Raw genomic sequence first — 14751 nt, 5'->3', positions numbered from 1 at the left:
ATATGGAGACGTATTTTAAGTGTAAACATAATGGAGTATGAATTATGAAAAAAGTAATTCTTTGACATATTACATTTACACTGTTAGCTTTACTTACGATGTTTACTGACCTAAACATTAATTAACCTCTTTGAAGATATTCTTTAACTTCTTAGTTGGTTGGTTTCAAAGTACAGTCGCATATTTCGACAACTGACATAGAGCAATGTCATAACTAACAACACAGCTAAATGCTGTGCTGGGTATTGCTTATGTCTAAAACCAAAACTTCCTTATCGTTGGTTTCAACAAAACCGACACCTACTACTGAAATTCCATCTAAAAATATATTTTTTGATTTTCAAGTTGACCGAATTTGTACCGAATATGGTGTGGAACTGATCCTGCTAAATAGGGAAACCCTCACCCCTATTTTTTGGCCTAATGTTTACATAGTTTCAAAATACGATAGATCTGAAAAGTCTGTAAACACTAGTGATTCAGTACTCCGAGCTCTTGGCTCTGCTCATCTCTGGGCGTGGTCTAATTCCAAAGATTTTGACGAAGAACTAAGGTATGGCGGCTTTTTCTCAGTTGAGAAAATTGCAAGCCTCGCTGATTTTTTATCTTACCAAGTTAAGTCCCAAAGGCAGCTTGCTCTGCGAATTAAAACTGAATTATGCAAGCAAGGTTCAGCTCAACCAAAATCAAAAAAGATGAAACTCATTCGTTTAAAAAATGATAGTGACGTAATCAATCGTATTAACTGGGTTGCTAAATATATGAAATGGCATCTAGTTAGAAGGCTTGGGGAGTTAAGCAGAAATGGTAACAACACCTACGAGCTTAGAAATCATGCTAATGCGGTCTTACATGAGCTTCGAGAGAGGGGCGATACAAAATCAGCTCAAGATGATGAAACGAAATTGGAGGGGGCCTCAAATAGTACGCTGAAAAAGATTAATGAGGCATTAGAACTCAATGAACCTGCAATACACTACCAAAGCGATTTCCTTCAGGTAAGGAATTATCTTTTATGGCGATTATATGTTGATACGGGAGCTAGACGTGGAGAAGTGCATATGGCCCGAGTCAGCGATATTGATTATTCAACTCAGCGCTTTCATATATGCGTTTCGAAAACTAAAGCTAGAACAGTACCAATTTCAATTGAAGCGGCAGAGGCTTTTGATTATTTCATACAGAAACATTGGTCGAAGTTACCTTTGAGTGCGCGTAAACGTGGTTTCATATTTACCAGTATTTTAGGAGAACAAATTACCCCACGGCAGATAAATAGAATATTTGAAGAGATTAGATCTAAGTTAACATTGCCTGAGCATGTAACCCCTCACACTTTAAGGCGATCATGGAATGATAACTTTAGTGAGGTTATCGATAGCATGCCTGACAGCGAAAGACCTTCTGTTGAAAAAGAAACACAAATTAGAAATCGCCTTCAAGGTTGGAGCCTAAATTCTGATATGGGCGCTAAATATGCTCGCCGCCATATACGAAGAAAGTCGGATGCAATCGCAGAGCGAGTAACGCAACAAATCATGAAGGATAAGTAATGACTTTGAATACTTCAAAATCTAAAGAACCCCTCAATAGTAATATCGAAGAAGTTCTTCTGCTTGATAAATCAGTTGTAGAAATTGATTTCAGTGGCAAGACCATTCTTTCTTCGGATATGGGTGATCATACCTTTGATTTTTCTTGGACAATGCCACATGGGACTGCAAAAAAATCCTTACTTACCTGTCTTAGGAAAATGTTCAGAACTCATTCGCTTTCTTACATACAGAATTGTAATCGCTATATTGGACACCTTTTTAAAGGCCAAGAAGGTGAATCGGTTACTTTAAATGATATTCAAATGTGGACTGATAACCATAGACCTTCTGCTTGGCCTTTTTTGCAAGCAGTATTAAGTCGATGCCAAAAATTAGGCTTGCCGGGACTTGATGTAGAACTAATCGCTTTTTTGAAATCGCCAGAAAAGTTTGAAGAAAAAGGTAAAGGAGCTTATTTCGCGCTTATCGTAAATGACCCTAAAAGAGGAGCTTTTACTGAGCAAGAGCTGAGAAACATCCGAGAAGGAGTTAATCGAGCCTACGAAAGTGGGGATTTAGATACATATTATTGGGCATTGATTTGGCTGTTGATTGGCACTGGTGTTAGACCTGTCCAAATAGCAAGGATGAAAGTAAAAGATGTCATCATACATCTGGGCCAGAAGGTAAAGAAGTCACATTGGCAGTTCCCATGGCCAAGGGAGAGAAATCCGCAAATCAAGGAAAGTGGAAGAGAAAAGCTCCATCTGTGCTAAGTGAAGTGCTAATCAATTACTTAAATCAACAAACTAATAAAAACCCTGAAGATCCTCTTTTTGCAGACCAATCAAGAAAAATTTCTAACGACCTAAAAGTTGCATTTCGGTCCGTAAAAACATATTCCAAGCGATTAAATGGGGAGATACCAATTTACCCTTACCGATTCAGGTACACTTTGGGAACGCGAGCCATAGCGCTAGGGGCGACGGATCATGAAGCCGCTAGGTTGCTAACTCATAGACAAACCGTATGTATTAAGCATTACCGTGCATCATTACCGTCAGTTCAACAACCACTTAGAGATGCTATAGGGAAAGAGATGTCCTTTATTGGGCAGGCATTTCAGGGGCGTCTGGTATCGTCTTTAGAGGAGGCCACAAGGCAACATGATAGCGGGGCTCTCATTCGAGATTTTGCGAATCTTATCGGTCAGCCCATTGGTGCATGCGGAACAATGGCCAATTGCTACCAGCACGCGCCAAGAGCATGTTTGACGTGTAGGAAATTTGAACCGTTTCAGGATGCTCCATGGGATGAGTTATTGACTGTTCTTCAGAGTGACATTGATAGTGAAATTGAGGAAAGAATTAGGCTTATAACAGTTGAGCAATATGTCGCAGTAAAAGAAATTTTGAACTCAATTAAAACCAAGGAGAAGGAGAGCTTCAAATGAGAGTGATAATTCCATTTGTCAGTCGATCTGAGTTATCGGCAAAAGAAAACTTACAGCGTTTTATAGTCCACGCTAAGTCTTCAAAAATATTTAAAGGTGAAAAAGCGAATATATGGGAAAGGGAGGATTTTGATTTCGAGCCTTGGATTAAGTACAGAGGCAGCAATAGAAGTTATTCAGTACGTTTCGTTAACCTTGAATCAAAAGGCAATGCTAAAAAAAATATACAATTTCTCTCACCATCATTTATCGATGCAGCTAAAGCTCTAGTAGTTTATGCGTTTGGCATTGCAGCTACGAAACCGTACAGATGGAATATCGTTTTACGGTATATAGAAAAGGCATTTCGCGATATGGGCAGAACAGCAGATTTAACACAATTGGAGTGCTCGGTATTAGATAGAGCAGCTGATTTAATAATTAAAGAAGGTGTTAGTACTGTTAGTGAGTGCGGCCCGGATATGAATAAAATTGTTGAGCTAGTTAATGAATTAGGTCTGACATCTAAATTCTTTGACTGGAAGTTTCCCACTAAATTTCAGAGGAATAATGACCGCAGTGTCAATGTGTTACCCACTGGGGTGCCGATACCGTCAAGTAAAATACCACATTTGAAGTGCATTATTGACTTAAGTTTAGCTTTTACTAAACCATCATCCGGAGGCGATATTATAACTACTTCTTGGTTTGCATTGGCTATGTATTCACCGAGTAGGATAAGTGAAATTCTTAGCCTTTCTGAAAACTGTATTACTGAAATGGATGGTGTCTTTGCATTGTCTTGGAAGCCGTCTAAGCGTGGAGGTGCTGTCCCCAAATATAGTCTCTCAGATGAATGGGACGAGGTTGCAGAAAAAGCAATATCTCGTTTGATAGAATACGGTAAATCAGCTCGAAAAGCCGCGAAATGGTATTTAGATCATCCAAATGAATTGTACTTACCTATAGGAACTGAGCATCTTCGTGGCGAGCATATTACTAAACATGAAATTATGAAAATTATTGGTTCAGATTATATTCACGATGCCACTATTTCAAAAATGGGAATACTGCCCACATCTAATACAACGAGAGACCCTGAACGGATTGGAAACTCACTGCGGGGAAGATTGTATTACTTTGATTCACTTGAAAAATGGGTGTTAGGTCAGCTCCCAGATTCATGGGTAGCCGATAAAGTCCTGGGTACATTGGCACATAATGCTTTGTTTTGCGTTCCTCGTCACTGTCTGCGAAGCAATGTCTCAGACCAAATACATATCCCCTCTTTAGTAAACGAAGGACAAATTCTAAAAGATTTAGGTAAAGCAACAGGGAAATGTAAATCAATTTTCCAGCGTCACAATCTATTTCATCCTGAAACACGCAAATACTGGGAGATGACCACACATCAACCTAGGCACTTTCTCAATACGTTAGCTCAATCAAAATACGTTACTCAAACATTGATAGCATTTTGGTCAGGACGTGATAGTGTCGACCAAAACGATTGGTATAACCATATCCCGCAAGAAGCGTTTATCGAGGCTTATGTGGCGATGGGAAAAAATGCTCCTAAAGAGATCAATGTATTGGGCTCTTTGTCGACCAAGGCCGAAGAGAGAAGAATCAAAGAAGCAATTAGTTATGATCAGGCTTTGCAGCTTGAGTTAGGTTCAATCATTTCAACGCGCTTTGGTTTATGTCGGCACAATTATGCTCTTACACCATGCCCGAAAGATAAGGACTGCATTGGTTGCGGCGAGCATACGTTTATTAAAGGGGACAAACGACAGATTGGAGAAGCTGAAAGTCAACTCAGAATCGAGTTAAAGGCGATTGAACATTGCGAAGCGGCTAACAAAATGGGAGAGCCAGGCGTTGATAGATGGATGAAGAAACACCAACAAACTGCTAAGCGATGGTCTGAGGCATTAGAACAGCTCACGGATCCGTTAATTGAAGATGGGACAATATTCACATTATCCCCTCCTACTTTTTCCCAATCAAAGGCTGGTTTATCGGTTGAGATAAAAAATTCACAATCCTTAGATGAATCTGACGAAGTTGAGCATTTCGAAGCATTACTTTCTTCGCGGAGGAATCTATGAAGGCAAGATCTCCAAACATGACACCTGAAATGATTGCTAAAGCTGTGCGGCTTCTTAATAGTTGGACGGATGAACTATCCTGGACTCGATTCATTGCTGTTTTACAGACAGAAATTGGCTTCAGTTATACCAAAGCAGGACTATCTAAACACGAGGAAATTAAAAAGGCATGGGATCTAGCCTACGTTCGTTCGAAACAAAAGACTAGCGGTGAAGGAGGAATAAAGCTTGGGAATGACGATGAAGCTTTTAACTATATGCAAACTCGTTTAGACGAAGCACTGATAGAAATAAAGCGCTTGAAAGCAAAAGAGGACTGGTACAAGGCAAAATTCAAACGGTGGGCATACAATGCAGCTCAAGAGGGTTTTACTGAAGAACAGTTAGATAGATCATACAGAAATACAGGTGGTTAAGATGAACAATAATTTAAATGACTTAGGAACGGTCGAAATGGGTTTGTCAGAATTGCTTCTTCTTATTCGAAATGAAGATGGACTCAAAATTTGGTGGGTTTCCGCAGTTGATATGCTATTTGTCTATGACAAGGTTCTTGATAAGAAACTCTACTACTTAAAACCAAGTGAGTCAGCTTACTTGATGTTTTGGCAGCTTTTTGATTACCTCATTATCAGATCTGACACCCCTTTTGCTGGTTACCTAGATATTTGGCGCAATGGTGATGAGCAGCACTGTGGGCTTAATTACAGAGAACATTTTGGACATATAAAGCAATATGCTTTAGCTGACGGTTCCTTTGATTTTGAGCTAGCTCTTCAACTTGCTGAAAAGAAGTACGAAATTAATGATCAATCTAAGAATATACACCGCAGTAAACCTTCTATTGTGTATGATGTTCAAGCTGTATTAAGAGCAAAGGGATTAGACGAGAGTTATATAAACGATAAAATGGAGTTGTTCTTAGGCGTTAAAGATAATCTTAGGGCGCTAGCGAAGTCACGTTTTTTAGACTCAGAAGGAAGAACTATGCTAGCAGATAGAATTAAGGTAAATGTGAAAGAACTAGATAATTTCTACACAATCAGCCAGAGGTACTCGTAAGAAAAATTATGATGAAGCCTTGATTCTGATCTAAATAGCAGGTTCAAGGCTTTGCCATGCTCTTAATGCAAAAACAATTTCATCTTCCTCGTCTGATATAAAAAGCTGATATGTGATTTTCAATTTTTAAAAGCAAAACTTCTTAAGTATTGATTACAAGTATGCTGCACTAGAGTAGTGACAACTTAGTAAGGAACGTTTAAAGCAAAGGTAGGATGGAAGGAAGAAGCTTCGCTGTATTTCTAGCATCATCGAGTGCGCGGTGGTGATTACCTGTAAATGTACCAATTGAAATTTCGATGGCTTTTTTTAATCCAACTGGTTTTTTTAATTTACAGGCTCTTCTATATGCCTGTTTCAAGTTCAATGTATTTGATGGAGAAAATGGTGTTAATTGGTGAAAAGAACAGTCTATGTTGATTTGAATTAAATCATATGATCCCCAAGTGACTAATAGAAATTCATCGTTCGATGGTAACCAATTCAGAAAATCCTTATAGATATTTTGAAATGGCTCAGATTTCACTAATTCAGATTGTTTAATACCTGTTAATTCGGCGCAAAATTTACTAATTACTGGGTGCCGAATTGGTCTTATGAGGGATTGGAATTCATCAATAACATGAAACTGTTTCGTATCAATTAATACTGCGCCAATCTCTATAGTTTCTCTCTCTTCCCTAGGAATAGAGTTGTTGCTTGTGCAAGTATGCTCTATATCTAATACTACGACTCTCTCAAGAGAGTTTTGAGAACAAAAATGATGGACTTTATTCATTCTACTGAATCTTTATATTTAAGGTTCGGGAAAATATTTAAAAGATGTATTTTTACCTGTTTTAATAATTCTTCCTTGTTCGTCGCTTCTCGTTCTATAGATACCGATATCGCACCTTTCCCATTGTGACCAATGAATGCGTCGTCAAATCCCGCTTCATATAGACGGTTATCAATATCATCCATACTGAGCGACAAGTCACCAACGTTCAAATGAATGCTGATTTCAAATAATTTCATGCTATTACAATCAATGTGTTCAATGTCAGCATTATCAAATTTAGCTTGAACTCGTAACCAGAACTCGTCGGGCATGTGTGTAAGCATTCTTAACTTACTCGCTAAAGCCTTAGTAACTGGGACTTCCTGCTTCAGAAAATCATAAAATTGGAGTTCAGGTATACCTAAGCTGGCGATAACCTCTTTGTCATCTAGGCCATTTGCTCGGACTTTGATCAAATATAAAAGCATGAAAAATGTTGCTGGATGCAATGATTGTTTGTTGTTAGGGACGTTAACAAAACCGCAAGCATCAGTATCTTGATCAATAGAAATTAAACCTTCTACTAATGCGTCAATGTCTAATCTTGCTGGCGACGAGATATTTGAATTAGGACCGTTGATTTGTCTGAGTTTATTCTTGCTTCTTTTTCTTGACGTAAAAACGTCAACTCCAGGGTTCTTAAGTGAGCCAGTTTTAAATGGGTTTATGTGCTGTGGTTTGCTCTCTTTTGACATATTAAAAATATCCAAAATGTTTCAAATACAGGCTAACACAACTATGAAAGAAATCAGTATCTCAACAAAATTAAGATCAGAATCAAGGCATAATAGGCAGTCAATATTACAATCAAGGCTTATTTGTGATCGGAATGAAGCCTTATTTAAATATGCAAATCAGAATCAAGGCATAACAGGCAGTCAATATTACAATCAAGGCTTATTTGTGATCGGAATGAAGCCTTATTTAAATATGCAGATCAGAATCAAGGCATAACAGGCAGTCAATATTACAATCAAGGCTTATTCGTGATCGGGATGGAGCGTTACTAATTTGTGAATAACATTCAAACGTAAATCAAACGGTCGTTAGTTTACTATTATGATTACGCCGCTTTATATATTTCAATTGGCTTGCTCAAACGTAAAACAATCCGTAAAGTAATCAATGTAAAGTTAACCTACCTTTATTTTAGGATAGTAATGAGAATCGGCTATGCACGAGTAAGCACGGACGAACAATCAGAAAGCGCCCAGCTTGATGCTTTAAAAGCAGCGGGCTGCGAACGTATATATAAAGAAAAGTGCAGTGGTAGATCAAAGCAACGACCGGAATTTGAACGTATGATTGATGCGCTACGTGCTAATGATGTAGTAATAGTCCAGCGACTAGATAGGCTTGGTCGGAGTTTAAAGGACTTAATTGAATTACTTGATGGCTTTAAATCTGAGCGGGTTCAGTTTATCAGCCTCAATGAAAACATAGACACAACAACGGCTGTGGGTGAGCTAGCGTTTCATATGATCGGTTCCATAGCTCAATTTGAACGTAGATTAATATCAGAGAGAACTAAAGCAGGTCTTGAAGCAGCGAGAGCCAGAGGCCGTAAAGGCGGTAGGAAGCAAAAGCTAACACCTGCTGATATAAAAAAAGCACACGCTATGTTGCTCGATCCAGATATGACCAAAGCTGAAGTAGCTAGGCATTTTGATGTAAGTCGGCCAACGTTAAACAAAGCTCTGAAATAGTTTTAAGGAAATCAATGAATAAAGGGAATTTAAAGCCAGCCCATGCAGGTTACCGTTACCAAGATATAGCTACTGCATATTTTCTTATAAAAAGTACTCTTGGAAAATGTGACAGCGTTACAGTAGATAAGAAGCAGGTTGAAGATGATCGATTAGATGATTTAGAAGTTGTTGTTTCAGGCAATGTATTTCGCAAACAAATTAAATCTAGTCCAGATGCTTCAAGAGCAATTAAAAAAAACGACTTTACAGGTAATCAATCGACACTTCGCATTGATAGATTATTATTAACTCATGTTCGAAGTCCATACCTAGTTAAAGAGTATAGGTTATGCGCTACTTGGCAACCGCCGAGCTCTTCCGACGAATTGATTAATTTAATTGAACCGATAATCACAGAGCCAACATTTGACGGCACTATTGTTAAAAGCTTTAAGCTAAATGCAGATAAAATTTGGCCACTAGGGGAAGAACCTATTTGGACGCCTCTCCATCGCTCAATAGATACAGCAGTCGAATTTGATAGAAATGATTTTGTTGTTTTTTGCGACAAATTTATTATTGAATTAAACCTACCTCTTGCGTCAACTAACCTTTTACACCCTGGCCCCTTAGAAAACGCTGTTTTAAAAATGCTTCAAGAATACGTCGGCATCGGTCAGTACCCTAACACAGGAAGACAAAGTGAAGATGTTGCTGCCTTAGCCGTTTCGTTAGCAACACTGGCTAGAACACAGGAAGCTACTTTATTCCCTAACGAAGTGATTAAAAGCTTAGAGATTAGAACCGACTTTGGTCGAGTTGCACAAGCTTTTCCATTAGATAAAAATCATTTTTTCAACCGTACTGCTTTTAGGGACAAAATTAGAAGTGAGATCTCCAAAGATGGCTTCCACATCGTAACAGGACCTCCAGGAGCAGGTAAATCATGGGATTTAACATCTCTTGCCGAAGAGCTTTCACCTGATTTCATAGTAGCGCGTCATTACTGCTATCTAGAACCTGGGGATGAATTAATTGAACGCAGAGTAACATCGGATGTATTTTATGCAAATATCATTGCTGAGTTATATGAAGTATTACCAGAGTTAAGTCAAGAATTGAATCGGCTTTCAGCAGATATACAGACTCTTGAATTGGCACTAAAAAATGCATCTACATTAGGGCAAGAGATTGTTCTCATAGTTGATGGGTTGGATCATATATCTAGAGTTAAAACTTCATCAAATACACTCAGTGACGATGACACTGACATTATAGAGCGTTTATCCACTCTATCACTCCCCAAAGGGGTAAAAGTCATTATAGGTTCACAGCCTGGTGAACATTTAGAACCAATAATTTCTAGAAAAGAAAATGATGTATTTACATATAATCTACCTAATTGGAATAGTGATGAGGTTAAAGTTTTAGCAAGACTACATGGTGTAGTTCGGTCATTAGCATCTATCGGAATCGTAGCTGATGAGACGGTAGATGAAGTTCTGACACATCTTGCTGAAAAATGTGACGGTAACCCACTCTATGTAAGGTATTTATGCAAAGGGCTTACAACGGCGATACAAAGTGGAAGTTATGACACTCCGCAAGAATGGTTACAAATGTCACCATCTATCAATGGCGACATTGCAGTGTATTATCAATATCTATATAAAAAAATTGCGGAGCAAGCCCAAGCTATTGCAGATATTTTTGGAGTAATTGATTTTGCTGTCAACAGAGAAGAGTTGACCGAAATTGTTCCAAACATAATATCTTCATACATCCCTCAAGCTTTAACTGCCCTCTCACCAATACTGACGGATATTAGCGCTCAGGGAGGTTTTCGAATTTTTCATGAAAGCTTTCGACGATTCATGCTGGATGAAATGAGAGCTAAGGGACAAAGTTTAAATAATGTATTGTCTCCCGTTATCGATTGGCTTGAATCTATCGGATTTTATCAAAGTTCCAAAAGCTATCGATTCTTACTTCCTGCATTGAGAAGAGCTAAGAATCATAACGAAATATATAGATTAATAGATCACTCGTTTGTTGCTACTAGTGTTAGCCATGGCCATCCAATACAAGCTATCCAATCGAATATTGCAATTGTTGCAGATGTAGCTGGCAGGGAATGCAATTGGCCAATAATTGTCCGCTGTTCAGAACTTAGGCGAGCATTATCAACCTGCTTTGATGAAGGTCATACTTGGGATGACTTTTGGTTTGCATATGGCCAATTATTTGGTGAAGTTAACTTAGCTGAACGACTACTATTTGATGGGAAGCCCACCTTAGCTCGTGAAGATGGTTTGTTAGCGTGTCTGTTTGTCGATGATTCTGGAGGAGTTGCTCCCTGGAAAGAATACCTCGCTCTGGGAGACAATGTTGGAGAATCAATTTACGGGGAACATTTTGACACAAACAAACAACTTACTTCGGAAAATGAGGTTAACCTCGCAGAGATACAAGGGCAGATAAGTTTAGGGCGAGTATGGTCGATATTACGCAGGTTTTATGAGTATTTATTGAGTAATATCGATGAGCCCGCATTTCATTTTATACGTTGTGTATCGTGGCGCTTTTCTAGGAATGGGTACGAGAATACACTACTGAAATTAGCACAGAGGTTTGACTCTAAGAGTGCGATTATAAGTATAGCTATTCGCTTAGGTATAGCGGATAGTTACAAAGAAAAAGGTGATAAAAACACAGCCAAAATTATATCGGATACGGCTAATGAGCTAATTACATCTTCTCCTATTATCGCTTCAATGTGTATAGAATTCGGTTCGACACCTCAAATCGATTGGAACAGTACTCCTACACCCTCAAGTTTTGACTTAGGAATCGACTCTGGATTCCCTGAAACTCAATACGTCAATAGTTGGATATCAACTTTACGTACACTTGCATTCTCCAACTCAGGGAAAGCTTTAGTCAAAGGTGAGTTAAAACGATTGGAAGGAATTGGTTGGTACAAATGTTGGTTAAGATATGTACTTGAACTAGTGATTGCTGAGTCAGCGAAGCGTTCAAATGAGCCATATGATATTTGTTACATTTTCTCACTCCTTAATGAGGATGTTAATCCATTTTCGGGTAATCCCCGAGCATGTGACTTGTATAAGCTTCACGGTTTAATAAAGGAAAGTTTGGAGCTTGGACTGTCTCTGATAAAAACTCAGGATGAATGGCGTTCAGTTTTAGGAATAATTCAAAATGTTAGCTCAAGTACCGCCACGAGATTCGATCAAGAAGATGGAGGCCCAATATCTGTTGGAACCTTTATAGATATACTTCTTCCTTATGCGACCTCTGAAGTAACAGGAAAAATGGTATTTACTTCGATTGAAAATGAAATTAAGTATTTGAATAACAGAGGTTCTTATTACTCAACTCACGCTCAATACTCGATGAAGAGGGCGCTTATTGAGCATAAAACTAATCAGAAAGAAAAAGCGCTAGAATCTTGGGCTGAAGTAGGAACTTATTTAAGTGGGTATGGATGGCGAAAAGATATTACACTGTTCGATATCGTAGAGACGATTCCTATATTAAGTAATATTGGCTCTCAGTTAGCTCTTGAAGCACTTGAGGAGGTTCAACCTTTGATTGGTGCAGTTCTTCGCCATACTGACAAGCGTTCAACTAACCACATCCCAAATGCTTGGTTTGATGCTTTTCTGGAAATAGATCCCGTCAATGCAATTGTAGTTCTAGCTCGTACAATATCTGAAGAAGAGGGTATTGAAAGCTGGCCAACAATATCGGCATTAAAATCTGTTGCTAAACATCTTCAAAACAAAGCATTCCCCATTCTTGTCAATGGCCTTTGGGAAACTATCCCGTTCAAAATTGAATATGAAAATGAGGGGCAAAAAGTAGCTAGAGAGCGTTTGGATTCGGTAGCATTACTAACACCGAAAATGGCGCAAAAACGGTTAGTTAAACTAGCAGCTGAAGTAGCAAATGATGCTACAAACTATAAAGAAAGTGCGGTCAAGGCAGTAGAAAGCGCTGCTGTAGAAAACAACATTTTTATAGAATGCAGCCAAGATCTCAAAACTAAAACTCAGAAAAAGGAGACTACTCCGAAAAGAAGAACATTACCTACTAATTTAGGCTTAACATTCGAATATCCTATTTTCCCCGAAAATCCTTCACATGCTGAAATTATACGAGGTATTAGAAATATAGGTAAATTGTCTGAATCCAATGAATCCAAAGTATTTGTCAAACTTTCCATTTATTTATCTTACAAAATTGATGAGCTAACTAGCGCAGAAGATCATGCCTCAGCCAAAAGATTACTTTATTTTTTTGCCCGAGAAGTCTCCCTTTTTTCAGTTAAGGTGCATCCAATTGTTTATTTAGCTGAGGCACTTGAAAATAGCGGATTAAATTCTCTCGCGTCTATTGCATATGCACTAGCTTATACTCAATCCAGAGGAGGTGGTGGTTGGTATAGTTTTGGCGGCGAAGATCATAAGGGAGTTTTAGAGAAAGGTATTCTCTTAGATAAAGAATTAGCCGAAAGAACAGTTGCTGAAGAAGTATCTTACAGGCTGAGAAATACAGATTATGGAGCAGGCATTACTAAAGGGTTGATGCTTAGGATTTCTGAATGGGGAAATCATCAGATAGCTGCTGACTGTTGGAAAGAGGCATTTGAAGTTATATCAAGGCGACTCCCCTTGACCTCTGAGAATACGTGGTTTGCTATTTTCAGGGCATCTGAAAGGATACATTGGGATGTAAATGAAGGAGTTGTTTTATTATTACTTGCTAGGCTATTGGAACCGAGAGTTTCAAGAAAAATTTCAGCTCTTAACAGTCTTATGCAAGCCATTATTCATCATCCAGAATCGGTTAGTAGACCTTTGAATTGGTGGTTATGTCGAGATAGCAAATTAACAGATCAATCATTGGTACTTTATCTTCTTATTAGTTGCGAAGTTTCTCCTTACTTGATAACTAACCTCTCTAAGGACACGTTGATTAATTACACTAACTCACAAAGTTTTAGTGTATCAGTTTTAGCATCAGCCTTACTTAAAAGAGCAAATGTTGATTTTTCATTCAATAACAATGTACAGCCAACAGATGTTAAAAACTTACCAGAATGCACCGCTGACGAGGTTAATTCTATTTTTAACTACGACATAAATGAATCGCTAGAGTGGTTGTGCGATATTGATAACACGCTTGCAGAGCGAATGTGGAAACAATTCCATTCTATAGAGCGGTTAGGTGCAAATATTGAACGAACTCGTGAAAGACTAAAATTATCTTTGGGTAGAGATGGTAAAGGTTACCCCCCCGTAGAAATCGTTTTTTGGCAATTTGAATTATTTTTTTCGGTCTTAAATGATCAAGCATGTTCATTTGTAAATATTTTAGACTCTAATGATCAACAGTTATTTGTCGAACAAATGCTGCCTGACCTGCGAATGTATTTAGCGATAATGAACAGCAGAGTTCCTCGCCCAAATTGGGAATTACCTAACGAATTAGCCCAAGGGCATTGTGAACTCAAAGAAGTCTCAGGCGATTCAAGATATAACGGTTGGATACAACTAGGTTGTATAGAAAAGCAATATCTAAAAGGGCAACATGATTTTTCTAGGCCCGTAGAGCTATTAACCTTATTTTCGGGTGCGGCGGTCACACCTCTTGAAAAATCATCACGAGACATGCACTTCCCTTTTATGCCACTGGATGATAATTCGCTGTGGTGGTGTGAAGGAGAAGTTGAAGTTTATCAGAGGCCTTATGATTTCTGGACACCACTAATTGGCTTAAGTAAGCACAGAGACTGGTTTGGGAATCAGTTTTTATTAGTACCTCCACCTGAAATTTTGATGCTTCTCGATGTAGTGCCTCCAAATTTTGGTGAAAAGTTTGAATGGAAAAATAGTCAGGGAGAGCCGATTCTGGTTTGTCGTCATTGGTGGGTACAAGGCAAGCAATTTGATGTCGAATCTCCCAGTATTCAGGGCTGTGACATTATTGTGAGACCTGATGTTTATAATCAGTTAAAAGATATGTTTGGGTGCGAATTTAAGCTTATTTCGTTAATAAAGAGCAGTGATGTGTAAGC

Annotated in this window: 10 protein-coding genes; 8 read left to right on the top strand and 2 right to left on the bottom strand. The window is 38.5% G+C overall.

The genetic code is table 11. The annotated features are described in order from the left end of the window. Positions 1 to 251 precede the first annotated feature (251 nt). From C2M30_RS20190 to C2M30_RS20165, 6 genes are read left to right on the top strand one after another with little or no spacing between them, the layout of a single operon-like run. The gene (locus C2M30_RS20190; protein WP_158683606.1) at positions 252 to 1553 is read left to right on the top strand and encodes a tyrosine-type recombinase/integrase; all 1302 of its coding nucleotides are present in this window, start codon (positions 252 to 254) and stop codon (positions 1551 to 1553) included. After that, positions 1553 to 2311: a hypothetical protein gene (locus C2M30_RS20185; protein ID WP_105173100.1), complete on the top strand. Its 759-nt coding sequence runs from the start codon at positions 1553 to 1555 to the stop codon at positions 2309 to 2311. Before C2M30_RS20190 ends, C2M30_RS20185 begins: the two co-directional genes overlap by 1 nt. Beyond that, positions 2248 to 2988 (top strand): hypothetical protein, encoded by a 741-nt coding sequence (locus tag C2M30_RS20180; protein ID WP_158683605.1) that lies wholly within the window; start codon positions 2248 to 2250, stop codon positions 2986 to 2988. Before C2M30_RS20185 ends, C2M30_RS20180 begins: the two co-directional genes overlap by 64 nt. Further along, positions 2985 to 5078: a hypothetical protein gene (locus tag C2M30_RS20175; protein WP_105173098.1), complete on the top strand. Its 2094-nt coding sequence runs from the start codon at positions 2985 to 2987 to the stop codon at positions 5076 to 5078. The genes C2M30_RS20180 and C2M30_RS20175 overlap by 4 nt, the downstream gene beginning before the upstream one ends. Then, entirely contained in the window at positions 5075 to 5494 is a 420-nt protein-coding gene (locus tag C2M30_RS20170) for a hypothetical protein (protein WP_105173097.1), read from the top strand. Before C2M30_RS20175 ends, C2M30_RS20170 begins: the two co-directional genes overlap by 4 nt. A gap of 1 nt (position 5495) precedes the next feature. After that, entirely contained in the window at positions 5496 to 6140 is a 645-nt protein-coding gene (locus C2M30_RS20165) for a hypothetical protein (RefSeq protein WP_105173096.1), read from the top strand. Positions 6141 to 6339: 199 nt separating this feature from the next. Here C2M30_RS20165 and C2M30_RS20160 read toward each other — a convergent pair whose 3' ends face one another. Both C2M30_RS20160 and C2M30_RS20155 read right to left on the bottom strand, forming a co-directional pair. After that, on the bottom strand, positions 6340 to 6918 hold the full coding sequence (locus C2M30_RS20160; protein WP_105173095.1) for a 3'-5' exonuclease: 579 nt from the start codon (positions 6916 to 6918) through the stop codon (positions 6340 to 6342). After that, on the bottom strand, positions 6915 to 7670 hold the full coding sequence (locus C2M30_RS20155) for a hypothetical protein (protein ID WP_234004810.1): 756 nt from the start codon (positions 7668 to 7670) through the stop codon (positions 6915 to 6917). The genes C2M30_RS20160 and C2M30_RS20155 overlap by 4 nt, the downstream gene beginning before the upstream one ends. Positions 7671 to 8120: 450 nt before the next feature. Between C2M30_RS20155 and C2M30_RS20150 the strand changes: the two genes are divergently transcribed. Both C2M30_RS20150 and C2M30_RS20145 read left to right on the top strand, forming a co-directional pair. Continuing rightward, complete coding sequence (locus tag C2M30_RS20150) at positions 8121 to 8666, top strand: recombinase family protein (RefSeq protein ID WP_105173093.1); 546 nt, start codon at positions 8121 to 8123, stop codon at positions 8664 to 8666. 14 nt (positions 8667 to 8680) lie between these two features. Beyond that, positions 8681 to 14749, top strand: coding sequence for an ATP-binding protein (locus tag C2M30_RS20145; RefSeq protein ID WP_105173092.1), 6069 nt, complete (start codon positions 8681 to 8683; stop codon positions 14747 to 14749). Positions 14750 to 14751: the final 2 nt, after the last annotated feature.

Source organism: Pseudoalteromonas sp. T1lg24 (genome assembly GCF_002964745.1).
GTDB lineage: Bacteria > Pseudomonadota > Gammaproteobacteria > Enterobacterales > Alteromonadaceae > Pseudoalteromonas > Pseudoalteromonas spongiae.
This window is presented reverse-complemented; position numbering and strand designations above follow the sequence as displayed.

Coding starts and splice junctions, on each gene's coding strand:
- C2M30_RS20175 (WP_105173098.1), top strand. CDS start 2,985: ATGAGAGTGATAATTCCATTTGTCAGTCGATCTGAGTTATCGGCAAAA.
- C2M30_RS20165 (WP_105173096.1), top strand. CDS start 5,496: ATGAACAATAATTTAAATGACTTAGGAACGGTCGAAATGGGTTTGTCA.
- C2M30_RS20190 (WP_158683606.1), top strand. CDS start 252: ATGTCTAAAACCAAAACTTCCTTATCGTTGGTTTCAACAAAACCGACA.
- C2M30_RS20185 (WP_105173100.1), top strand. CDS start 1,553: ATGACTTTGAATACTTCAAAATCTAAAGAACCCCTCAATAGTAATATC.
- C2M30_RS20180 (WP_158683605.1), top strand. CDS start 2,248: ATGGCCAAGGGAGAGAAATCCGCAAATCAAGGAAAGTGGAAGAGAAAA.
- C2M30_RS20145 (WP_105173092.1), top strand. CDS start 8,681: ATGAATAAAGGGAATTTAAAGCCAGCCCATGCAGGTTACCGTTACCAA.
- C2M30_RS20160 (WP_105173095.1), bottom strand. CDS start 6,918: ATGAATAAAGTCCATCATTTTTGTTCTCAAAACTCTCTTGAGAGAGTC.
- C2M30_RS20150 (WP_105173093.1), top strand. CDS start 8,121: ATGAGAATCGGCTATGCACGAGTAAGCACGGACGAACAATCAGAAAGC.
- C2M30_RS20170 (WP_105173097.1), top strand. CDS start 5,075: ATGAAGGCAAGATCTCCAAACATGACACCTGAAATGATTGCTAAAGCT.